Genomic DNA, 3,803 nt, shown 5'->3' on the forward strand with positions numbered 1-3,803 from the left:
GCTCTTAGCCGGTCTGCTATTCTACACTTTCCGCCAGCGCCTAAAAAACCAAAAAGCTTTGGCCTCAAAAAACGAAGAAATCAAAGAAGTGAATTTTAAAAGGCAACTGACAGAGCTGGAAATGAAAGCCCTTCAGGCACAAATCAATCCGCATTTTATCTTTAACTGTATGAACTCCATCAACCAGATGATTTTGGACGGTGACAACCAAAACGCCTCCAAATACCTGACCAAATTTGGCAAGCTGATCCGGATGGTCTTGGAGAATGCGGAGTCCACCGAAGTCTCCCTAAAAGATGAACTGACCCTCTTGGAAGCCTATATCCAATTGGAAGCCCTTCGGTTTAATGGCGAAATAAAACACCAAATCAATATCAAAGGGGATATCGATCTGGAAAATACCTATCTACCTTCCATGGTTCTACAACCCTTTGTGGAAAATGCCATCTGGCACGGCCTTATGCACAAAACGAAAGAGGGCCAAGGATGCATTACCATTTCCGTAGAAAAGGACCGGGACCAACAATTAATCTGTCAGATAGAGGATAACGGCGTAGGTAGGGAAAAGTCCAGGGAATTGCAACAAAAATCGGTCTGGAAAAGCAAATCGCTGGGCATCAAGATTACTGAAGACCGTCTTAAGTTGGTCAGTAAAGAACTCCAAAAACAGCTTATCCATATCACCGACCTGAAAGACTCGTTGGGGCAAGCCTTGGGCACCCGTGTAGAAGTGAATATCCCGATTTACTAAAAAAAAGTCAATCGTAGAGGGGGAACTTTGAAAAATTTTAAAAGTTCAAAAAAGTTCACTTGCAGTAGAAAATAATGGGCAGACCATCAGCAAAAAGTTGTATGGGGTACAAAATTTCCTAATACTAGCTGCAAAATGGCTAAATTAGTGCGACGGCCATCTTTGAAGTTACCTTAAAATTTCAATAAATAACGGATTTTCCCTACTCCAAAAGAAATGAGGACAAATTATTTTATATGGATCTTAATTTATTGGGCATTAGTTGTGTGTACAGTGCCGCTGCAAGCACAAAGACAGGAAGAATTGGACAGTCTTTTGACAGTATTAAGAACCCTTCCCGATGATTCAAGTAAAATTAAGACCTATTACCGTTTAGCTTGGCATTATGGCAGTTCCAACTCCGAAACGGATATAGTCAGAAAATATGCGGATAGTATAAAAATACTTTCACAAAAGTTAAATTTTGAAAAGGGAATTGGTTGGTACGATTTTTATTATGGCGTTTCTAGCAGGCATGAAGGAAATTATCCTGAGGCTTTGGTACATCTTAACAAATTTATAGCGAACTCTTCAAGCATTGGTGATTCTCTGGACGTAGCGAACGGTTTGTACCAATTAGCGGTAATACAAAGTACGCTAGGCGAGTATGACAAAGCACTTTCAGTGTATCACCGCATACTGAATATTTATCAAATTAAAGGAAAAAACTTAGGAGTTGCAACTGCACTTAGCAGTATTGGAGATATCTATTTGACTAGTAAGAAGTATGATTTGGCAATCGAAAGTTTTAAAGAAGCTTTAAACCTGGATGATCGTTTAGAAAGTGGCAAACCAAATCAGGCGGCAGCGGTAGATCTTTCATATTTGGGAAGCGCATACCTCGGGAAAAAAGAATTTAGTAAATCCAAGAATTATTATGAACAAGCTCTTAAAATGAGCCAAGAAATTGGCAGCGATTGGGGGATTTCCAATGGTTTAGAAGATTTAGGTCATGTCTTCATTGAATTAAAGGAATATGAGAAAGCCCTGTTCTACTACCGCCGTTCCTTACCAATAAGAGAACGGTTGTCTCAAAAAGTGGAACTGGGCTATTGTTTTAAGTATGTGGGTTACACGTATTTGAAGTTGAAAAATTATTTACTCGCACAAAATTATTTATTAAAAAGTTTATCAGTTGCCGAAGAAATAAAATCAAATCCACTAATTTCCGATGTTTACGAGGCACTTAGTGAATTACATGTAGAAAAAAAGGACTTTAGCGGAGCATATAAATATCATCAACTATTTAAGGCAGCCAATGACAGTATTTTAAATGAGCGCAGTACTAAACATATCAACGAACTTCAGGTAAAATACGAAACCGAAAAAAAAGACCAGCAAATCACCCTTCTGGCCCAAGAAAAGCAAGTGCAGCAAAAAGAAGCCCAACGCCAGGCTACCCTAAAAAATGCCTCTATCGGGGGCGTAGGGTTGATCGCCCTCTTGGCAGGCCTCATTTTTTATACGCTGCGCCAACGTTTAAAAGGCCAAAAACTTTTGGCCTCAAAAAACGAGGAGATCAAGGAAGTGAACTTTAAAAGGCAACTGACAGAGCTCGAAATGAAGGCCCTGCAAGCGCAGATCAATCCGCATTTTATCTTCAACTGTATGAACTCCATCAACCAGATGATTTTAGACGGCGACAATCAAAACGCCTCCAAATACCTGACCAAGTTCGGCAAATTGATTCGAATGGTCTTGGAGAATGCGGAGTCCACCGAAGTCTCCCTAAAAGATGAACTGACCTTATTGGAAGCCTACATTCAATTGGAAGCTCTCCGTTTTAATGGCGAAATACAACACCAGATTGATGTCAAGGGGGATATCGATCTGGAAAACACGTATCTGCCCTCCATGGTATTGCAGCCCTTTGTGGAAAATGCCATCTGGCACGGCCTGATGCATAAAAAGGATACCGGGAACGGACAGATCGGCATTTCCATAGAACAGCAGGGCGAACAACTGATCTGCACGATAGAAGATAACGGCGTAGGCCGCCAAAAAGCCTTCGAGCTGCAGCAAAGATCGGTGTATAAAACAAAGTCTTTGGGATTGAAAATTACAGAAGAACGGCTTAGGCTGCTCAGCAAGGAACTGGAAAGGCAACTGATCCATATCACCGACTTGACGAATCAGGCGGGCGAAGCGTTGGGGACTAGGGTGACCGTTAATATTCCTATTTCCTGATCAAGTCCATGCTTTGAATTCGCTTAGCAACCGAGATCAAGTTCAAAGTTATGAGTTATGAGTATGAGTAATATCAAGGAACAGAATATTAGCTGCGAAGTAAGAGCATGTTTATAAACATTGGCATTCTGAATTTACCGAACTTCTAAACTTAAATGATAAAGACAATAATCATAGACGACGAGCACTACGGCCGGCAGTCACTGCAGCAGGCGGTGGAACAGTATTGCCCGGAAGTAGCGATCTTGCAGATTTGCGAAAGTCCCGAAGCGGGTATAGCGGCCATTAATGCCCTCAAACCCGATCTTGTTTTTTTGGACGTCCAGATGCCCAATATGTCCGGTTTTGACGTGCTGCAAAAATTGTCCCCCATCGATTTTGAGGTCATCTTCGTTACTTCCTACGACCAATATGCCATCAAGGCCATCAAGTTCAGCGCCATCGATTATTTGTTGAAACCCGTGGATGTCGACGATTTAATCCACGCCGTGAAAAGGACCAAGGAAAACCTACAAAAAAACGGAAAGAGACAACGCTACCAGTCCGTGCTGCACAATCTCAACTATGCATCGGGCAAGATCGAGAAACTGGCGGTCCCTACTTTGGACGGTATCGACTTTTTCAGGACCGACGATATCATCTACTGCGAGGCCGACGGCAGCTATACCACGCTTTACCTTTCCGGCAAACAAAAACAGGTTATCTCCAAAAACCTTAAGGATTTTGAAAACCTGCTGTCCGGTTCCGGGTTTTGCAGGGTACACAACTCCCACCTTATCAACCTAAGTCACGTCAAAAAATATATCAAGGGCGATGGCGGCTACGT

General features: G+C 42.0%; 3 protein-coding genes. All 3 read left to right on the forward strand.

Annotated features, from left to right (window positions below):
• Nucleotides 1–751: sensor histidine kinase (locus ACEW8S_RS09890; protein WP_373517990.1), on the forward strand; the 751-nt coding region annotated here is incomplete at its 5' end.
• A gap of 273 nt (nt 752–1,024) precedes the next feature.
• Entirely contained in the window at nt 1,025–2,977 is a 1,953-nt protein-coding gene (locus ACEW8S_RS09895; protein ID WP_373517991.1) for a tetratricopeptide repeat protein, read from the forward strand.
• 155 nt (nt 2,978–3,132) lie between these two features.
• The coding region (locus tag ACEW8S_RS09900; RefSeq protein ID WP_373517992.1) for a LytR/AlgR family response regulator transcription factor at nt 3,133–3,803 on the forward strand (671 nt) is incomplete at its 3' end.

It is taken from the genome of Pricia sp. (genome assembly GCF_041745955.1).
GTDB lineage: Bacteria > Bacteroidota > Bacteroidia > Flavobacteriales > Flavobacteriaceae > Pricia.